Origin of the sequence: Litorilinea aerophila, from assembly GCF_006569185.2 — a bacterium.
In the GTDB taxonomy this organism is placed as follows: Bacteria; Chloroflexota; Anaerolineae; order Caldilineales; family Caldilineaceae; genus Litorilinea; species Litorilinea aerophila.
In genome coordinates this window covers 82,499-100,928 of sequence record NZ_VIGC02000002.1, presented here as the reverse complement: position 1 = coordinate 100,928, position 18,430 = coordinate 82,499, and the positions used below count along the sequence as shown (strand labels likewise).

Genomic DNA, 18,430 nt, shown 5'->3' with positions numbered 1-18,430 from the left:
GTCAAGGGGCTGTCAGGGGTTGGCAGCCCAGTTCCCGCGCCGATTGGACCAACCGAACATTGGCCGGCAAGTCCAGGCGCTGGTATGTTTCGTCCGGAATCGCCAGCACTCCTTCCACCAACAGGGGGTTGCTATCTTGCTTGTTGAAATAAAAGATGGCGGTTCTGGCACTGTTGACCTCGACGGTGCCCAGGTCGAAGTATTGATAGCGATTGTTGACGGCCACGATTTGGGTCGGGATCAACTGTTCCAGCTCCTCCAGGGTGTAGCGCGAAATGTCCAGCGGCGTGCGCTGGCTGGTGAACACTTCCCGCTGGTCGTAGAAGTCCAGCCAGCCGGGTTGCGCCTTCAGGGTTACAGGGCGTTGGAGCTGCAGGCTACTGGCCCGCATCTCCAGCGCGTTGACGGTCGCGGCACCGCGTAACAACAGCCGGTAGCGTCCTGGTGCCGGAAACTTGACGTCGATGCGGAACTTGGTGGGCCGCGGTACGCCGATAAAACTGCCCTTGATGGTGCCAAAGAGCCCCGGCGTGATCATGTGAAGGCGATTCCACTTGCTGTCTGAAAAGAACTGGAACAGTCGAAACATGGGGGAAAGATAATAGGAACTGGGCACGATGTTGGGATTGAAGGCCAGAATGCTGCTGCTGGGCGAGAAAAAACGCTCCGGATGGGCCTTGATGTAGAGGTCCAGGGCAGCCACCCGGGGCTCGTCGGTCAGGAGCACCAATTGTTCGTAGTCTGTCAAATCATCGGACACAACCGGATGACGAAGGTCGTAGCAGCGGGTCAAGGCCAGGTTGCTGGACAGGGCGGCGATGAAATCGCTCCACTTCATGTCAATGAAGAGGGGCACCCGGGCGGCTTTAGGGAGATCGGTGAACTGATAGACCACATACGATGCGTTTTCGTAGACCCGGTGCAGGTATTGGGGCAATTGGTCCAGTTCGGGCAGGATGATCTTCTCGATCTCTCGCAGATATTCGGCGCCGCCAACCGTGTTGGCGATCAGCTCCCGGTTGACCACAATGTAGCGCAAATTCAGATCCCGGGCAATGTTCACCCACCAGTCCTGCTGGTAGTACAGCGCCCGAAGCAGCAGGAAGAACTCGAACTTGTTGTCCGAATCGCCGGTCAAACCGTAGTAGTAGCTGGGCAGATCCAGGTAGTAAATGTGAAATTTATCGATGAACTTGTGCTCAACCCCATTGAGGTCCACCACCACCTTGGCCGTCTCCGTGGGCGGGAGCACCACCACCTTGCCCGGGGGCATCCCCTGGAGGAAGCTCTTCACCTCCTTGAGCAGGGTCACCGGATAGGGAGCCAGAAACTGGCGGAAATCGCCGGACAGAAAGGTTTCCCGATATTGCCAGTTGCTGAAAAGGGGAACGAAGAAGAGTAAAGTCAGGCCGGGTGCGATGGCCCGGTGGAGCACGCGGCGCCATGCCGTCGATGACCAGCGTCCCCACTCCTGGAGCCGCTCCTGGATCCACTGGATGAGCTGGGCCAGGCTCAGGGGCATGAGGATGCAGGCCATCATGAACAGGATCAGCTCGAAGCGGTGGGGAAAGCGGAGAACCTGGACGATGGTGCTGGTGACCTTCAGGATCAGATCGCCCACCACTGATTCCATGCCATAGGCCGCCAGGCTGATGGCCGCAATGGTTCGATGAAATGTGGGCAGCCACGCTGGTTCAGAGTAGCCCAGGGTCGCCCACATGGAAAAGAAAACGTTCAGATAGGCCACAAAGAGGAAACGCCGCCGGGCCGCTGTGTTGAACAGGCGGCGTCGCATCTGGGGCCAGAAGAGCGGCAACAGGAGCGATACGGTGTAGACCATGTTGGCATAGCGGGGTTCCCGGGCCAGATAGTCTCCGGTCATCATCTTGTCCATGATGCCGGCCATGTCCAGAGACAGGAGGTGGGCGATGGGAATCGAGGCATCTGTGATGAAATAGAAGTCGCCGGGCACAGTCTCGGACAGGTTGGGTACACCTCGTAGGGCAATGAATTTGACGAAGAGAGCGTAGGGCACCAGTGCTAAGCTGCCCAGGAAGATCATGGCGATGATGGCCCGGGCGGCATTGCTCTGGAGGATGGCCTCCCGGTGTTGCCAGAGCCAGGCGGGACGGAGGTAGGGCAGCCATTCCCGCCATTGTGGAAGGAACTGCCAGGGCTTCAGGCGGACGAATCGGATGCCTTCCAACAGCAGCAGGCCGCCCACGGTCATGCTTTGATATAGCGCAAAGAGGATCAGGTAGTGCACCGCCGGGTTGAAGAGCGTCACCAGGGCCGCGGCCGCGATGGGGCGGTAGGGCCGACGAGTGGCAAACAGGAGGCCATAGGTCACCAGCGTCACCGCAATCAAAAACATGCTGAACCCCAAGATCAGGGTGTAGAAGTGGGTGATCTTGGAATAGGTCAGGATCAGGAAGATGACTGCCACAGGGGCTGCGCTGGCCGTGTAGATGGTTTCCGGCGCCAGGTTTTTGAAGCTCCGGCTCAGAAAGATGCTTACCGCCAAATAGCCAGCAAAGGTGATACCCGGAATCACCAGCACGATGGCAAAGGGAAGGATCTTGTAGTAACGCATCCACGTGGTCAGAAAAGCGTAGCGCACCCGAAATTCGTAGCCGTGGGTCAGTTGGTTGAACTTTCCGGCCGCCTGATCGATGAGCTGGCTGACCGGGTTGAAAAAAGGGACCAGCTCGTCGCCGTTGATCACGGCTTTGCCGGCCAGGATGTCGGGGATGCTGGCGATGACGCCGCGGAAAAAGAAGAAGGAACTGCCAAAATAGAGGAGCGCAACCAGCAGGGCGATCAGGCGCACCCGCTGCTGTGAGGTCCAGACAATGGGTAGCTCATGGGGAGTAGAGGGTTGACGTTCAAATTGCAGAGCCTTCGATACTGCTCGCATCTCCACCTGTTCATCGTCCAACAGTCCGGGGCAGCCGCTCTTCCAGGCTGGCAAAATAAGTTTGGAGCTCCTGGCGAAACGCACTGCTGCGCTGCTGCAGGTGACAGGCAATCTGCTCCTGTCGCTGCAACACCGTTTCCACCCCTTCGGCCAGCACGGCGGGATCGAAGGGGCGATTGATATCAACGGCGTGGGCTTGCATGCCCAGGCTTTTCACCAATTCCCGCACTTTTATATCATACAATAGCCCATAAAACGGGATGCCTAAAATTGCCGCAATCACCAGCGCGTGGAGCCGCTCACCGATCAGGATATCACATTCGGCCAGCACCCGGGCTACATCTTGATGATTCTGAATGGCGTGGCGGCGGAAGGGCAGGCTGGGAATCAGAGCCTGGAATTCGTCCAGCACCCGGGCATCGTGCATGGTCTTGAAGTGGGACTGCATGGGCAAGGCGTGGATCTCCAGCTCGTGCCTTTCGGCCAGGAGGTGGAGCCCATCGGCCAGATTCTGGCGGAAGGTTTCCCAATTGCTGGGGTTTTCAATGTCGTAGTTCAGGTTCAGGGCAATTTTCAGCAGGCCAGGGCTGTCAGATGCCGAACGGGGGCGCTCCTTGTCTGCCACACCGTCCAGAAAAACCGACGGCGGATTGGCGAAGACAGCATCGGGCACCAACTGGAGCCGTTCCGGCGGAACACCCAGCCTGCGGCAGGTCTCATATGATTTTTCATCCCGAACGGTCACCACGTCCACCTGGCGTAAGATCCATCGGGCCAGCTGGTGGCCACGCTGGCTCATGAGGGGGCCCACCCCGATATTGCTCATGATGATGGGCTTCCGGGCCAGTTGTTTGGCCGCAGAGACCAGGGCCAGCACCATCAGGAGCGTAGAATAGGGATGCCGACCTGTTGATGGATAGAGCTCTTTGATGATGCTGCCGCCGCCGAAGAACAGCAGGTCGCATTGCCCCAGATAGCGCATTAGCTTGCTGCGTTCTTTGACCGTGTGGAACACTTCCACCTGAAACCGATCGGCCAGTTGGGCGGCTGTGAAGGCAGGATCGTACGAGTTGATGTAGTAGAGATTCTCTGCCCCCAGTTGGTTCAGGAAGGTCTCCAGCAGCAGTTCATCCCCGATATTCATTTGGGCGTGGGTGCCCAGGAAGAGAATTCGTTTATTTTGCATATTTGTGCGCATCCTTCTTGTCTGTTTAGCGCGAACCCCTGGCGCTGGGCAAGGTGGGCCCCATCCACTCCCGCAGGGAGAGAAAACCATCCCAGGCCAGCAGCAGAACCAGCAGCCCCGCCATGAGGCCGATCTGAATCCAAACAACCTGGGCCAGGCTCTCATGCCAGAGCCACAGGCAGGACACCTGCGCAACGCCACCGCCAATGGCCAGGTAGGTGCCCAAGGTATTGCCGATGGACAGGCGGTAGTTGATCACCACGTTCGCCAGCGCGTAAAACAGGGTGGCCACCCCATAGAGCCAGAGTAACGGGGCAATGGTCAGGTAGGTAGCGCCGAAGAGCACCTGGACGATCTCCTGGGCGAAAAAGTAGGTCGCCCCGATGATGGCCCCGGAGACCAGCAGGACCACTGCCATGGACAGATAAAAAAGCGGGCGATGGGATTCCCCCCGATGGTGTCGTTGGGCCGCGATGGGGAACATGGCCGTCACGATGGACCAGGTGGCGAAGAAGACCATGCGCCCGATCAGGGCCAGGGCGGCATAGGCGCCCGCCTCTTCAGCGGTGAAAAAGCGACGGACGATTAAGATGTCGCTGTTGTTGATCAAAATTTGGCCCAACTGGGTCACCAAAACGGGCGCAACGAAGAGCAGCGCCTCCCGGCGTACCGGGGCGGGGATGGGCGGCGCCTCTGGCAGACGCCCCACGCTGGCCCGGGCGACCAACCAGGTGGCCAGGCAGGAAAGGCCGAGCCCCAGTACGGCCCCCTGTACCCCCAGGCCCAGCAGGACCAGTCCAATGCCCAGAAGCAGCCGGGACCACATTTCAACCTGATAGGTCAGGGCCAGCCGGCCAAAACGGGTGCATCCCTGTAGCAGCCCCCGATCCACGCCCTGCAGGATGTAGAAAGGCAGAAAGAGGCCAAAAATGATGAAGATCCAGGATGAAGCGGTGGTGAAAAAAGCCTGAAAATGACCCGCCCCCAGGACAAACACCGCCATCAGCACCACGCCAACCCAGCCTGCCCAACGTCGAGCCCAGCGATGGAAACCGGCCAGCCCCTGCAGATCGTCGTCGGCCACATAGATGGCGCCGAAGCGAGCTGTGGGCGTCTGGAGCCCGGCCGTCAGGAAGGAGACCACCAGGAAGAGGGTCACGATCAGGCTCAGGTCGGCAAAGGCGGCGGGCCCCAGCCAACGGCCCAGCAGCAGGTTGAACAGGTAATTTCCCCCGTTGACCACGGTGGCGCTGATAAAGAGCAGCGTGCTGCCCTTCCACAGGGACGGGCGCACCGGTGCCCTGGTCGAGTGTGGCAGCGCGGTAGCAGCCGCTGACCGTTCTTGGTGTGCTTCTATCCCCGGCAGGGGAGGATGGGCCTCTTTGAGCATTATCCCTTTTTCGCCTCCACTCTTCTATGTGCCCCTCTCTTCTGTGGGCCACAGGCCAGCGCTCCATCAACCAGCCGATTCGCGGCCGATGATGTCGAAGACCTGGTCAAAGCGCGTCAACGTGAGGGTGCGCTGGACATGCTCGGAGCGCGGCCAGACCAGCTTGACCGTGCCGCCCTGGTTCCGACAGCGGCGCAACAAGGAAACCAGGACCGCCAGGCCGGCACTGTCCATGAATGGAGTTTCCGAGAGGTCGATCACAAAATCGGTCACGCCCTCGGCCAGGTATCGCTCCAACTGCTCTTTCACTTCCGGCGCGCTGACGATATCCAGCCGGCCTGGGATTTTTACCTGGATGGTTCGTCGGATCTGTTCATCTACCTGTAGCTGCATGGTCATTTCTCCTTCTGTATCGCTGGCTGTGTCCTCGTTCGCTGGCTCCCGCTGGCGCGCGCTCTGTGTTTCGTCAGGGTTCGCATGGGAGCTGAAACATGGGCTCCTGGCTCCCTGGCCCCTCGTCTGCCTCTACGGCATCGACGGCAGCCGCGTCGGCGGCTGTGGACAGATATTTCACCAGCCGCCAGTGGTTGCCCTGGGCAGTCAATTCGTACTCCACCAGGTCCATGAGTTGGCGCATGAGGAAAATGCCCAGCCCATGGAGGGGTGGCTCCTCCAGGTCGGGCGGCTGCCAGCCGCTGGCGTTGAACTGACAGGGGCCCGTGTCGTAGGTGTCGATCTGGATGCAGGTGGGATCACACTGCACGTTGAAGATCACCGTGAACTGGCCCTCCTGCCCGCCATAGGCATGCTTGACGATGTTGACGCAGTGCTCATGGAGGGCCAGCACCACGTTATACTGGACGGCCTCCGCATTGGCCAGGGGCGGAAGATACGCCAGCATTTCGGCAATCACCTGCTCCAGCTCAACGAGGCGTGACAGTTGGGTCGGCAAGACCATGCTTCGGGATGCAATGCTTGTCATAGTTCATCCTGCCCCCTTGATGACGATCAAGGTTTGGTCATCAGATTGCTCACAATGGCCCATGAACGCCGATACCTCCTCCAGCAGGGCCGCGCCGATCTCTGCTGCGGTGTGCTCCGGCGCGACATCGTCCAGGATGCGTAAGAGCCGACCATAGCCAAACATATTCCCCGCCGGGTTGAAAGCTTCCGGAAACCCGTCGGAACAGACCACCAGCAAGTCCCCGCGGGCAAAGGGGAGGACCGCCTCTTCGTATTGGGTATCCTGCAGGATGCCCAGGGGCATGCCTGTCGGCTCCAGGATCCGGGGAGGACCCTCGGATGGTCGGTAGATGGCCACAGAGTGGCCGGCGTTGGCATAGCGCAGGCTGCACTCGGACGGCACATAGGTGCCCGCGAAGATGGTGACAAATTTGCCGATCGCTGCCAGATCTTCGTACAGGCGGGCGTTGACGTGGGCCAGGGCCGCAGCGGGTGAGGCAAGGGTGCGGGTCGCCTCCCGCAGGATGGTACGGACCTGGGCGGTGATCAGGGCTGCGGCCAGTCCCTTGCCGCTGACGTCGGCCACCGTCAGGTGCAGGTGGGAACCTGACTGTACGTAGATGTCGTAGATGTCACCGCCTACCGCTTTGGCTGGCCGGCAGGTGGCATAGATGTCCAGCCCTGGCAGGTTGGCCGGCGGCCGGCTCATCAACGCCTTCTGGATCAGGGCTGCCTCCGCCATCTCCTCGTCCAGGTGCTGCGCGGCCTCTTTCAGGAGCTGGGTCCGCTGCCGTTCCCGGGAACGGAGGAGCGCCTGAATGCGAGCCTTTAATTCGGCCATCTTGAAGGGCTTTGTCAGGTAATCGACCCCGCCGACCGCAAAGCCCTGCAGCTTGTCTTCCAGGGCTCCCCGGGCCGTGAGGAAGATCACAGGCACGCCGGCTGTTTCGGGCCACTGCTGGATGGTGTTGCAGATCTCGAAACCGTTCATGCCTGGAAGCTGCACATCCAGCAGGATCAGGTCCGGCGTCGGCATGGATTGCAAGGCCGCCAGGGCGCTCAGGCCATCGGCAGCAGTTGTCACCTGGTAGCCGGCGAAGGTGAGCTCGAATTCAATCCATTCTCGCAGGGAGACGTCGTCCTCCACGATCAGGATATGTTTGGCGGCTTGGGGCTGGCATTGTACCTGCTCCTGGAGCGCCTTCGGGAATATTGCTTCCTGGGGCGCTTCGAGCACTTCCAGGGCGGGGGCAACGGCCCACTGGGTATTGATCTGCTGAATCTGATTCAAACCGAATCTCCCTTCTGCTCTACGGGTTGGTTATCGGACGATGGTAGGTTGGTTATGTTGCCTGGATGGTCTAGCCAGCCTGGACGGCTGCCATCTGTGCCTCTTCGAGGCTGTTAAAAATTCGGAAAGCTTTGTCCAGCCGGGTCAATTCAAAGATGATCCGCACCGGTTGGCGCACGCCACACAGGATCAATTCTCCATCCTGCTCCCGACAGCGTTTCATGGCCTGGACCAGGGTGGCCAGGGCGCTGGAATCGACAAAGTTGACTTCTGAGAGGTCCACAATGATGGTGTGGGCGCCGCTGGCGTACGCCGAGGCCAGCGTCTTCTGGACATGGGGCACCTGGTGGGCATCGAACCGTCCGGCGATGGGTACCACGGCCGTCTGGCTGGTGGGCTGCATCTCGAGCTGGTTCATGGTCGTTCCTTTCCTTTTACGTTCTCTGTTCCCCTGCGTTCTTACAGGCTTGCACGCTTCTTCCCCGCTTTTTCATTTCGGGTATTCATCCTCGGGCTTGCTCTACCTGGCTGCCGGCGCTGGCTGTTCTGACAGGGGCCGGCGTGGTGGCGGTGTGGCGCCGACCCCGTTTGGCCAGTAGCTCCTGAAAGTGCAACACATACCAGTCCAGCACGTCCGCGATGGGAAGGCCCCGGGAGGCCAGGAAGTTGCGCATGCCCATGCTCTGTCGTAGCTCTTCGTCGTCCAACAGGTGGGCGATGGCATCGGCCAGGCTATCGGGATCATTGGGTTCAAAAAACTCGCCTGTGTACCCTTCCTCGGTGATGACTTCAGCAAAGTCGCCGATGTTGGGCAGGGCCACTGCGCACCCATAGCTGCCCGCCTGGTGAAGGACGCCGGAGCTCCCCGTGGTGCTGGTGTAGGGAAAGACCACCACGGTAGCAGAGCGAAAGACGTCGGCCACTTCCTCTTCGGGGACGTAGCCCAGGAACCGCAAGTTGGAGATATGGGCGTAGCGGCGTTTCATCTCATCCAGATACCCCTTGGCATTGGGGCTGTCGGTGCCCGCGATGACCAGTTCCAGATCGCGGTAGCCTCGCTCCTCCAGCCGCTCCAGGGCTTCGACCATCACTTCGATCCGCTTGTAGGTGCCAAACTTGCCAAATGCCATGATCCGGCGAGGCCCTGGCGGCGTTTCAAAAGAGGGCATGGCCACCTGGTCATCAAAGCTGCCATGGGGCGCCAGCAGTACGTTTCGGGCCCGATATTTGGTGCGGAAGATCTCCACATATTTCGGGATGGTCAGGGCCACCAGGTCAGCCTGCAGGAGGGCATAGGTGGCCAGGGTGCCAGCTCCCCGCATGAGCCATTCCAGCACCCGGTGCCGGGCATAGCCTGCGCTGCGGAGGTCCACCGTCTCCATGATGTTGTGCAACAGGACCATGCTGGGATAGCCGGCCAGGCGCACCAACATGGGGGTAATCAGGCCCAACATGGCCGGGATCTTTTTGTCACCAAAGCTGGCAAACTGCAGGTTGAACAGGGCCAGATCCGGCTGGACTCGCTGGATCTGCCGCAGAATTCGCCACGGGTTGGCCGGATCGTTGAATCGCCAGCAGGGCACGATCTCCAGGGTGGCCAGCCCCGGCCGGTCCTCCGGCTGGGGATACGCCTGCCCATGGGGGAGTTCATCCACCAGCAGGGTGAGGTGATGGATCTCCTCCTTGCCTCGCAGGGCACGAACGAAGTGATGGGCATATTCGTTCAGGCTACCCCGTCCTGGGGGATAGGTGGTGATCAAGGCGATGTGCATGGGCCCTCCTCTGTGCCTTTGGTTGAATGGTTCTTTCTCTCCGATATCCGCTCTCCCGCATTAGGTTGCCATCAGCCGTAAAGCCCCCGGTAATCGTTCCATTTGATCTGAAGGATGGCTTTCAGGAAGCGTCGAGCTTCCTTCCATTTGTCCACTTTCGAGCCCGGGGCATCCACCCAGTGGACCGGCAGTTCGGCAATTTTGAATCCATATTTGTGGGCCAGGTAGAGGATCTCCAGGTCGAATGAGAAACCCATGATGGTCTGCTTCTGAAAGATGGCCCGGGCAGCTTCCCGGGTGAATAGCTTGAATCCACACTGGGTATCCCGGATAGTCAGGCCGAGGACCGGGCGAATCAGGGTGCGCAGGACCCGGCTCATGAGCTGACGGAGCCACGTCCGGTGGGCCTCCTGGGCCCCTGCCGCTGCCCGGGAGCCGATAACCACGTCATATCCGTCGTCCATGCACTGCATGAAGCGCTCCAATTCCTCGATGGGGGTTGAATTGTCCGCGTCCATGAAAAGGATTCGGGCGCCCCGGGCGGCCAACACGCCACGCTGCACCGCGCTTCCCTTGCCGCCATTTTGATCCGCCTTGAGAATGCGCAGGTTGGCCAGCTCCAGGCCGGCACAGAGGGAGACGGTGTGGTCCTTGGAGCCGTCATCGGCGACGATCAGTTCCCAGGGGATATCCTGGTGACAAATGTAGGAGGCCACAGCCCCAATCGTCGGCACAATTCGCTCTGCCTCGTTGTAGGTTGGGATGACGACCGACAGATACGGTGTCGTCTGCAACGGTTGGGTCTTCCAGCGAAGATAACGGGCGTAGGGGTCCTCCATCCCTCCGGCCATGGGATGGCTGCCGTAGGATTGGTTCGTTGGCGGGCAGGCGGGATCCGCCACCCCGCCCTCCAGGGTTGGTGCGCCCTGGCTCCAGGCCAGGCCGTTACGGGTCAGCGTTTGGGGTTCCGTTCTCTGTTCCACCATGGCTGTTTCTCCATCCCAGATTCTCTACCGGCTTTCGGCTCCGCAGATTGCCATGGACCGCCATCCGTGGGAGCACAACCGGGCTGCCTCAGGCTCCTTTTATGGTGTACCGAAAGCGCATGCGTAACATCCGCAAATTGGCGTATCCGCTCCGGTCAATTTCTGTAGTCCATACCCTCTCTATTTCTAGTATCATCAAAGCAATGTAGGCAGTGGAGAATCAGGCAGCAATGGTTCGCCCCCCCAACAAGACAATCCAGGTAGGATGCCATCATGGACATGCAGACGATCGAAACATCCGGGCGAACCGCCCCTTCGCCCGAGGCGAAACCCGAAAAGCTCCTGTACGAGCTGTGCCTTTCCATCGACGTCAGCCTGGATGCCCGGGCCATGTTCGCCCAGGCCCTGGCGGCCATCCAGCGTCATCTACACTGTTCCGCCGTCGCCGTCTATTTGCTGGACTCCGGCCTGGGGCCGTGTCGAGCCTTCTGCGCCTTGCCGGAAAGTCCGGCAGAAAACGTAGCCGTACAGGTTGTCGAGCAATTCCTGGCTGGTGGGAAAGGGCAGGCGGCCAGCCCGGTCGCATGGTGGGCATCCCTGCCCCGACAGGGAGAGACTCGGCAGGGTGGGTTCTATCATTTATTGCCTCTGGAGGAGTTGGGCTGGCTGGTGCTCACATGTCCAACAGCGCCCCTGGATGCGGCCCTGCTCCAAAGCCTGGCACCCATCCTGCGCAAGCTGGCCCAGGCCGGCCAGGCCTGCCTTCAGCGGGAGCGGATCGAAGCCGCCTATAGTCAGACCCTGTGGGTGCGCAACATTTATCGTTCGCTGATGGAATCCATCCCGTCCATTGTGCTGGCCATGGATGCTGAGGGGCGCTTTCAGGTGGTGGAAGGTTCGGGACTAAAGCACCACGGCATTGTCCCCGAGGAGCTTTTGGGGCGCTCTGTCTTCGAACTGTACTCCTATTCCGACGTCCTGGAGCACATCCGTGCTGCCTTTGCCGGGGAGACCCGCAGGGTGATGGTACGCTATGATCATCGCAGTTACGATACCATCTACCGGCCGGTGATTCAGCCGGATGGTCAGGTCCACGGGGTTATCTGCGCCGCACACGATGTCTCTGCGCGGCAGGATGCCATCGACACCCTGACGGCAGTACTCAACACGGTGGATGAGGGTGTGGTGACCACAGATGAGCAGGGCGTGATCAACCTGGTCAACGCCCAGGTGACCCACCTGTTTGACTACCCGGCCGAGGAGCTGGTCGGCCAGCCCCTCTGGATCTTACTGGCACCCCTCTGCCGCCCTACCCAACCGGTAACTGATCTGCAGGATTTCCTGGACACCAAATATCGGGAGGATCCGCGCTACTTCCTGGATTTACAGGGGATCACCCGGGGTGGACGGGTCTTTCCCGTGGAGATGCGCATCCAACCCTTTCAACTGGCCGAACGACGTCAGTTTACCGTCTCCATTCGGGATATCACCGAGCGCAAGGAGTACGAACGCCTGCGCGACGACTTCGTCTCGACCGTCTCCCACGAGTTGCGTACCCCGCTGGCCTCCATCATGGGGTGGACAGAAACCCTGCTGACGGAGCACCCGGGTCCTTTGAACGATTTGCAACACCGCTTTCTGGAGATGGTGTATGCGAGCTCCCAGCGCCTGGATAAGCTCATCGAGGAGTTGCTGACGGTTTCACGCATCCAGCGGGGCACGCTGCGGCTCAAGGTGCGCACCTTTGAGCCGCAGCGGCTGGTGCAGGAGGTCTGTCAGTCCCTGGCACCCCAGCTTGCCAGCCGGGGCCTTCAGCTGATTGTGGAGGATGACTGGCCTGCCGGACATCAGGCCGAGGGGGATCCGGAACGGCTGGAGCAGGTGCTCCGGCATCTGCTCAGCAATGCCATCAAGTTCAGTCAGGATGGGCAGGAGGTGCGGGTGCGCTCCCGCTATTTAGATGGCGCGTGGCATCTGGAAGTGCAGGATCAAGGCATCGGCGTATCGGCCGAGGAGATTCCCCTGATCTTCCAGCGTTTTTATCGCGGACAGGCGGCCCGCCAGGGGGAGATACCGGGAACGGGCCTGGGGCTGTATCTGGCCAGGGCTATCGTGGAGGCCCACGGCGGGCGCCTGATTTTTCAGAGTGTCCCAGGCCAGGGCACCCACGTGCAGTGCCACATTCCGGTGCAGTACTCCCCGCCCCAGGAAGTCCCTGCGCCGTCGCGGTGACAGTGAACAGGCCGATGGAGCAGCCCCCATCTAGCCCAGCACATCCACCTCTGCCTGGCCGTGGGTTAACTCGGTCAGGGCCTGGACCAGGGGGGAAGCCTGTTCCTCGGGCACTTTGAGCCGGTAGGTGACCTGGGCCGCATACCCTTCGTCCAGGATTTCGGCTTCGTAGGCCGGCAGGAGTCGCTTCACCGGGGTGACTGCCGCGTAGTCCAACACCACCTGAAGCGTCACCGTCGGCACCTTTTCCACGGTGGGCAAGCTGGCCAGGGCAAGCTGGACGCCGCCGCTGTAGGCCTTGACCAGCCCTCCCTTGCCCAACAGGGTGCCGCCGAAGTAGCGGGTCACCACCGCGGTCACATCGCCCACGCCGCTGTGCAACAGGACGGTCAACATGGGCCGCCCGGCTGTGCCGTGGGGCTCCCCCGCATCGCTCATGCCCACCTGGGCCGTGCTGCCCGGTGGACCTACCACGTAGGCCCAGCAGTTGTGGCTGGCGTCGGCAAACTCCGCGCTGACCTGGGCAATGAAGTCCCGGGCCGCCTCCACGGTGGGGGTGTAGCCCAGGGTGGTGATGAAACGACTCCGCTTGATTTCCTCTTCCACCCGGTGAGTCTGGGCCGGAATCGGGTAGCGACTGCCCGGAGCCATCAGCACGCCCCCCGGCCGACCGCCCCTGGGCCTGAAGCCGGCCCCATTGCCGAATGGGGCCGGCCACCGGTACAATGATGAGACCCTTTTGGCTGGGAAGTCAGAATGACCACGGCGGAAATCTGCCTGCGCTCCCGCAACGGGGTGCTACGGGCGAGTTCCTGCCGGGATTCACGCCTCAATTCCAACGCCCCTCGTCCAGGTCGTCATCATCGTAGTCATCATCGTCGTCATCGTAATCGTCATCGTCGTAATCGTCATCATCGAAGTCGTCATCATCGTCGTACTCTTCGTCCTCGTCTTCGTCCCACTCTTCATCCTCTTCGTATGCCCAGTCCAGTTCCAGTGGATTGACGCTGACGACTTCCAGTTCCGCACCACAGTTTTCGCAGGTGACCTGGAGGCCCAGACGAACCCTGGTGCCCAGCTCAATTTCTTCGTCACATTCAATACAGCGCGCGGTGGCCATGGTGATTTTCTTTTAACCTCACAGAATTGTCATGATCCAGGATAGCCAATGGTCAGCCATAGAACTGCCGGCTGAATTATAGATTTGCCAGGCGAGAATTGAAAAATCCCCGAAAATAGGAAAACGCGGGAAAACGCGGGTGCGTTGACATTCTCTGCCACGCGGGTTAGAATTTCCACGTTTATTCCTGACCGGCCCGGTGGGTTGAATATACGCTGAAAGGCCGGACACGGGACCCCGTTGGCCGTGCTGCTGCATGGTCGACCATTGCCAGGAACACGCTGCCTATGCACTCATCTGGACCGATCACCCATATTGCCTACCTGATGAGTCCCCAGGCCGACCAGCCTGTGGGCGTCCGAGTCGTGGAACCACCGCCAGATACCCGGCAGTTCCAGCGGGGCAATCTATACGCCCTGGTGGAGCTGCCAGCCAACATGCCCGACCGGGAAGCCCTTGCGGACAGGTTGCTGAGCGTCATGCAGCGCACCTACTACACCCTGCGGGGCAGCCAGTCCCAGGTGATGACCGAGGCGGTGCGCCAGGCCTACGCCCTCCTGCGCCAGCATGGGCTGGCACTTCCCAACGTGGACGCGAGCTCCGTCGGCATTCTGTGCGCGGCCCTGCTCCACGATCGGCTGATGGTCGCCACTACCGGGTCTGCCTTCGCCCTGGTCAAAGCCGATGACAAAGTCCACATGTTTCCCTCGGAGCTGATGCGGCTCACCCCGGACCAGCTCCAGGAGGCCGAGCCCCAGGTGGAGGTCTTTCGCCAGCAGGTCCGGGCCCACGACGTGATGTTCGTGGGCGCAGGCGCCTGGCTGGACCGGGTGCCGGTGCGCTATCTGGCTGGCGTGGTGGCTTACGTCACCGTGGACAACTGCATGGACGCTGCCGGTGACCTCTACGCCCAGAGTGGAGGGGCCGACCTGCCCGGCCTGCTGGCCGTGCTGGAATCTGTGGGGTCGCCGCCGCCGTCGGGTACCGGCCCGCGCCCCACGCCGCCCCGCCGTCCCCGGCTGGGCGGGCTGCCCACCAGCTTCAGCACCCTGCCGCCGGTGCGTATGCCGCCTACTGCTCCCCCGACGGGTCCGTCGGCCGTGGCCCCGGTGGCCGCGTCGGCCCCGCCGACTTCCTATTCCTCCGTGGCGCCGGCCGCCACCGCCCGTGCCAGCCCCACGCCCGCGGCTCCAGGCTCCCCCGCAGCGGCCGTAGAGGACATGGATCCACCCCAGACGAGAGAAGACGTCCCACTGCCTGGCCGTCAAAGCGTGGCGCGCCTGGCGGCCGCCCTCCTGGCTGCCCTGCAGGCCGGCTGGTCCCAGCTCCGCACCCTCCTTTCCAGGACCCTGCCGGAGCGCCGACAGGGTGTTGCGGAGACAGGCGACGGGGCGGAGGGGGCCTTCGCGACCCCGGCGGAGGATTTGTCCCCAGCCTTCTCCCCGGGGATGGACCACGACGTCCTGGCCGAAGGGGCAGACCTCCAGGTAACCGACCAGGTAACCGACATGGAGGCAGCAGGCTGGGTGGGGGAAGCCCTCCCGGTTGACGAGGAGGTCGAGGGAACAGGTGAAGCGGAGAGCCCGCCGCCGACGCGCCAGTCGGACGCCGAGGACGGGCAGGCCGATCCCGCCTCGGGGCCGCTGGCCTCCATCCCACCCATGACCTTCACGCCGCCCGCGCCTACCCGGGGCGCCCGGGCGCGTCTCTTCCTCTTCCTGGCCCTGGCCATCCTGGTGTTGGTCCCCATCGCCACCTTTGCCGTCTACTGGGGGGATGGCGCCGACCGTCGGGCCGAGGCGGTCCAGTTGACCGACGCAGCCGAAGCCCGGCTGCTCAGCGCGCGGACGGCCCTGGATTTGGGCGACAAGTCGACCGCCCGCCAGATGTTGGCCGAGGCCCAGGAGTTCCTGCTGGAAGCCATCGCACTGGACGGCCGTGACGAACGGCGTGATCAACTGGCCGCCCAGATTGAACAGGATCTTCAGGATGTGCTCCAGGTTCAGCTCCTCTACGGACTCACCGACCCCATCCTGACCTTCCCCCCCGATGCCTTACCCACCCGCCTGGTGGTCGTCAATGAAGACATCTTTATCCTGGATCGGGGACGACAGGCCATCCGGCGTTATCGTTTTGACCCCGCCCTGGGGGTGGTGGTGGAGCCCGAGGGCGAGCCGGTGATCGCCCAGGGGGATGTGATCCAGGGCACCACGGTGGGCGAACTGGCTGATATGGCCTGGCTGCCCCTGGTGCCGGGCTTTGAGGATCGGGCCAGCCTCCTGGTGGTAGATCGCAACAACCACGTCTTCCGCTACGACCCCCGGGTGGCGGGCCCCACCCGCCTGTTGTTTGCCGGCGAGGAAGACTGGCGCGCCATTGACCAGGTGGAGACCTATCTGGGGCGGATTTATCTGGCCGATGAAGAGACCGGTGAGATCTATCGCTACTCGGCCGGGCGCTACGATGTGGCCCCTCACCTCTGGTTTGCTCCCCAGACCCAGGTCAACCTGGCCGGGTTGGTCTCCATGCGGATCGACGGCGACATCTGGTTCCTGTTCGAAGATGGCCGGCTGCTGCGCTATAACTCTGGCGAACAGGTGCCCTTTTCCCTGGAAGACAGTGTGGGGCTAGCCCAGGAACCCAGCGATCTGGCCATCACCACCCAAGGTCAGGGCTCGATTTTTGTGGTGGACGGGGCGAACCAGCGGGTGTTGGTCTTCGACAAGGAGGGCACCTACCGGCATCAACTCCAGTCCCCCGAAGGGGAGCAACTCCGCGGCCTGACGGGTATTTACCTGGACGAAGTGGCCAAGCAGATGTATCTGTTGACCCGGTCCGGCCTCTACCGACATCCCCTTATCGACTGATCTGCGCATCTGGCATCCTTCCGGAATTCACCGGGCATGACAGTTTTCAAAACAGCAGTCCGGTTTCCTGTCCAGGTTCGTGCTTCTATTGCCCCCCAAACTTGCTCCTTCTCGCCAGGCCTATGCTATAATGAAATTCATTATGGCATGGTTTATGCAGCGTCCTGATTCAACCAACGAGGCGATGGACCGGAAACCGGCGGGTCGTCCACCCGGAGAGCGGACGACCCTTTACCGACGACTTGCCATTGCTGGCTCTGTCTTTTACGTTATTTTCGTCCTGACTTTTGCGCTTTTGCTCAGCAACCGCCTCTACGACTGGGCACGCCTGCGCATCCTCAACAGCTCACCCCTGGCCAATCTGCCCGAGTTTGAGATGTTGGCACCGGCCTCGTTGCAAAGCGTGACCGAGCAACCAGCCCCCGAGAACAACGCAACGGCAGATGCCCAGCAGCAGCCGGAGGTGACGTCCGCCACGGTGGACACACCCAAGCCGGCCATCAACGTGCTCCTGCTGGGCACCGACGGCCGTCCTGGCGAGCAGGACATCCCCCGCACCGATACCATCATCCTCCTTTCCCTGGATCTCCAGAGCGGGACCCTGGGCATGCTCTCCCTGCCCCGGGATCTCTGGGTGCCCATCCCGGGCTATGACATCACCACCAAAATCAATACCGCCTACAGCATCGGCGAGCTGCAGGGGTACCAGGGTGGCGGCGCCCAACTGGTCAAAAATACGGTCAGCAGCTTCATCGGCCAGCCCGTCCAGTACTACGTGATGGTGAATTTCCAGGGGTTTGTGGAGCTGATCGACCTCATCGGGGGCGTGGACGTGATGGTCCCCAAGACCATCCACGATGAGGAATTCCCCACCGATGACTACGGCGTGGAGACTTTCCACCTGGACGCGGGCCTTCAGCACCTGGATGGCGCCACGGCCCTCAAATATGTGCGCACCCGTCACGTCGATGACGATTATGGCCGGGCCCGCCGCCAACAGGATGTGATCCGGGCGGTGGTGGACAAGGTCATGCGCAGCGACATGTTGCCCACCCTGCTGGCCCGGCTGCCCAAGCTGCTCTACACCATGCGCAACAGCATCGACACCGACATCCCCATGCCCATGCAGCTGGAGCTGGCCAACTACATCAAGGATGTCTCCCTCAACGAGGTGCGCCAGTTGGTGTTGGACAATCGCTTCGGTGAGGAGACCTACAGCGCAGAAGGCGCCTGGATTTTGCGGCCGGATCGGGCCAAAGTGCGGGCCGCCCTGGCCGATTTCTTCAACACCGCGGGCCACAGCGGCAACGGCACGACGGTCGCCCAGGCCAGTGCGGACCCGGCCTGGGTACGGGTGGAAATCTTGAACGGCACCGGCGAGCCCGGCGTAGCTGCCCGAACCCGGGAGCTGCTGGAAGCGCGCGGCTGGCAGGTGGTCTCCATCGGCGATGCCGACCGCTCCGACTATGGGCGCACCCTGGTCATCAACTACGGGGTGCCGGACGAGCTGGTGGAAAAGGTGGGGGCGGACCTGGATCTGCAGCCCAACCTCTCCAGCCTCCATGGACTGAACACGTCCGCGCCGGTGGACGTGCGCATCGTGGTGGGGCGGGACATTCTGGCCCACATCCGCTGAGCCCATCCATGGGCGGGAACGGCCGGCCTGGTTGCGAAGGATCCTGCCGTTGAAACGAGTAAATCCCGAC

14 protein-coding genes are annotated in these 18,430 nt (G+C 61.6%); 3 read left to right on the top strand and 11 right to left on the bottom strand.

The window, feature by feature from the left end; genetic code table 11:
* Position 1 precedes the first annotated feature (1 nt).
* The 9 genes from FKZ61_RS01690 to FKZ61_RS01650 form a co-directional block, all read right to left on the bottom strand.
* Positions 2-2,917: a hypothetical protein gene (locus FKZ61_RS01690; RefSeq protein ID WP_141608334.1), complete on the bottom strand. Its 2,916-nt coding sequence runs from the start codon at positions 2,915-2,917 to the stop codon at positions 2-4.
* A gap of 10 nt (positions 2,918-2,927) precedes the next feature.
* Positions 2,928-4,103, bottom strand: a complete 1,176-nt coding sequence (locus tag FKZ61_RS01685; protein WP_170199075.1) for a polysaccharide pyruvyl transferase family protein — start codon at positions 4,101-4,103, stop codon at positions 2,928-2,930.
* 25 nt (positions 4,104-4,128) lie between these two features.
* Entirely contained in the window at positions 4,129-5,397 is a 1,269-nt protein-coding gene (locus FKZ61_RS01680; RefSeq protein WP_170199073.1) for an oligosaccharide flippase family protein, read from the bottom strand.
* 162 nt (positions 5,398-5,559) lie between these two features.
* Complete coding sequence (locus tag FKZ61_RS01675; RefSeq protein ID WP_170199071.1) at positions 5,560-5,886, bottom strand: STAS domain-containing protein; 327 nt, start codon at positions 5,884-5,886, stop codon at positions 5,560-5,562.
* 73 nt (positions 5,887-5,959) lie between these two features.
* A complete protein-coding gene (locus FKZ61_RS01670; RefSeq protein ID WP_141608330.1) occupies positions 5,960-6,475 on the bottom strand; it encodes an ATP-binding protein in 516 nt (171 codons plus the stop codon).
* A gap of 3 nt (positions 6,476-6,478) precedes the next feature.
* Positions 6,479-7,747: a PP2C family protein-serine/threonine phosphatase gene (locus FKZ61_RS01665; protein WP_141608329.1), complete on the bottom strand. Its 1,269-nt coding sequence runs from the start codon at positions 7,745-7,747 to the stop codon at positions 6,479-6,481.
* A 70-nt stretch (positions 7,748-7,817) separates the two neighbouring features.
* Entirely contained in the window at positions 7,818-8,165 is a 348-nt protein-coding gene (locus FKZ61_RS01660; protein ID WP_211358360.1) for an STAS domain-containing protein, read from the bottom strand.
* An 85-nt stretch (positions 8,166-8,250) separates the two neighbouring features.
* Positions 8,251-9,519, bottom strand: a complete 1,269-nt coding sequence (locus FKZ61_RS01655) for a glycosyltransferase (protein ID WP_141608328.1) — start codon at positions 9,517-9,519, stop codon at positions 8,251-8,253.
* Between the two features lie 71 nt (positions 9,520-9,590).
* Positions 9,591-10,505, bottom strand: coding sequence for a dolichyl-phosphate beta-glucosyltransferase (locus tag FKZ61_RS01650; RefSeq protein WP_229964094.1), 915 nt, complete (start codon positions 10,503-10,505; stop codon positions 9,591-9,593).
* Between the two features lie 273 nt (positions 10,506-10,778).
* On the opposite strand from FKZ61_RS01650, the gene FKZ61_RS01645 reads away from it, so the two are divergent.
* Entirely contained in the window at positions 10,779-12,737 is a 1,959-nt protein-coding gene (locus FKZ61_RS01645) for an ATP-binding protein (protein WP_141608327.1), read from the top strand.
* A gap of 30 nt (positions 12,738-12,767) precedes the next feature.
* Here the strand turns inward: FKZ61_RS01645 and FKZ61_RS01640 are convergent, their stop codons facing one another.
* The gene (locus tag FKZ61_RS01640) at positions 12,768-13,388 is read right to left on the bottom strand and encodes a YigZ family protein (protein WP_141608326.1); all 621 of its coding nucleotides are present in this window, start codon (positions 13,386-13,388) and stop codon (positions 12,768-12,770) included.
* A 178-nt stretch (positions 13,389-13,566) separates the two neighbouring features.
* Complete coding sequence (locus FKZ61_RS01635) at positions 13,567-13,857, bottom strand: hypothetical protein (RefSeq protein WP_211358359.1); 291 nt, start codon at positions 13,855-13,857, stop codon at positions 13,567-13,569.
* 287 nt (positions 13,858-14,144) lie between these two features.
* Between FKZ61_RS01635 and FKZ61_RS01630 the strand changes: the two genes are divergently transcribed.
* Together FKZ61_RS01630 and FKZ61_RS01625 are read left to right on the top strand one after the other, a co-directional pair.
* Entirely contained in the window at positions 14,145-16,724 is a 2,580-nt protein-coding gene (locus FKZ61_RS01630) for an NHL repeat-containing protein (RefSeq protein WP_141608325.1), read from the top strand.
* 295 nt (positions 16,725-17,019) lie between these two features.
* The gene (locus tag FKZ61_RS01625) at positions 17,020-18,360 is read left to right on the top strand and encodes an LCP family protein (RefSeq protein WP_229964093.1); all 1,341 of its coding nucleotides are present in this window, start codon (positions 17,020-17,022) and stop codon (positions 18,358-18,360) included.
* Positions 18,361-18,430: the final 70 nt, after the last annotated feature.